2 protein-coding genes are annotated in these 784 nt (G+C 75.0%); both read right to left on the bottom strand.

Annotated elements, in window-relative coordinates; all coding sequences use genetic code 11:
* Positions 1-229 (bottom strand): bifunctional ornithine acetyltransferase/N-acetylglutamate synthase (locus ACI79G_RS24960; protein ID WP_456883722.1); only part of this gene is annotated, 229 nt, incomplete at its 3' end.
* A gap of 73 nt (positions 230-302) precedes the next feature.
* On the bottom strand, positions 303-784 hold a 482-nt coding region (locus ACI79G_RS24955), incomplete at its 5' end, for an Asd/ArgC dimerization domain-containing protein (protein ID WP_456883721.1).

Raw genomic sequence — 784 nt, 5'->3', positions numbered from 1 at the left:
AGGCGTTGGCGCCGCCGGAGTTGAGGACGACGGCCTTGACGCGGCCGCTGCTGAGGACCTGGCGGCTCCACTGCACCGGCGCGGCGGGGAAGCGGTTGGTCGTGAACACGGCCGCGGCGGCGTCGTCCGGCCCGTGGTTGAGGACGACGGCGACGTCGGGGTCGCCGCTGGACTTCAGGCCGGCCGCGACCCCCGCCGCGGAGAACCCGTGCGGGGCGGTGACGCTCACGCTGCCTCCTCGCTGGCGCTCGTCGGCCGCGTTCGCGGCGCTGCCGTGCCCGTGCACGAGCTCGCGAGCTCGCTCATGGCGCGACTCCCACGACCGGCAGGCCGGTGGTCTCGGGCAGGCCCAGGGCCAGGTTGGCGCACTGCACCGCCGCGCCCCCGGTGCCCTTGGTCAGGTTGTCCACCGCCGCCACCACCACCAGCCGCCCGGCATCCGGATCGACCGCCACCTGCAGCGCGACGGTGTTCGCCCCCAGCACCTGCGCGGTGGTCGGCCACTGCCCCTCGGGCAGCAGGTGCACGAACGGCTCCTCGCCGTAGGCCTTCTCGTACGCCGCCCGCACCGCCGCCTCGTCGATGCCCGGGAAGAGCTTCGCCGAGCAGGTGGCCAGGATGCCCCGGCTCATCGGCACCAGCGTCGGCGTGAAGCTCACGCCCACCGGCCGGCCCGCGGCCTGGGAGAGGGTCTGCACCATCTCCGGCGTGTGCCGGTGCGCCCCACCCACGCCGTAGGCGCTCACCGACCCCATCACCTCACTGCCCAGCAGGTGCGGCTTGG

It is taken from the genome of Geodermatophilus sp. SYSU D00779 (assembly GCF_054050595.1).
This window is presented reverse-complemented; position numbering and strand designations above follow the sequence as displayed.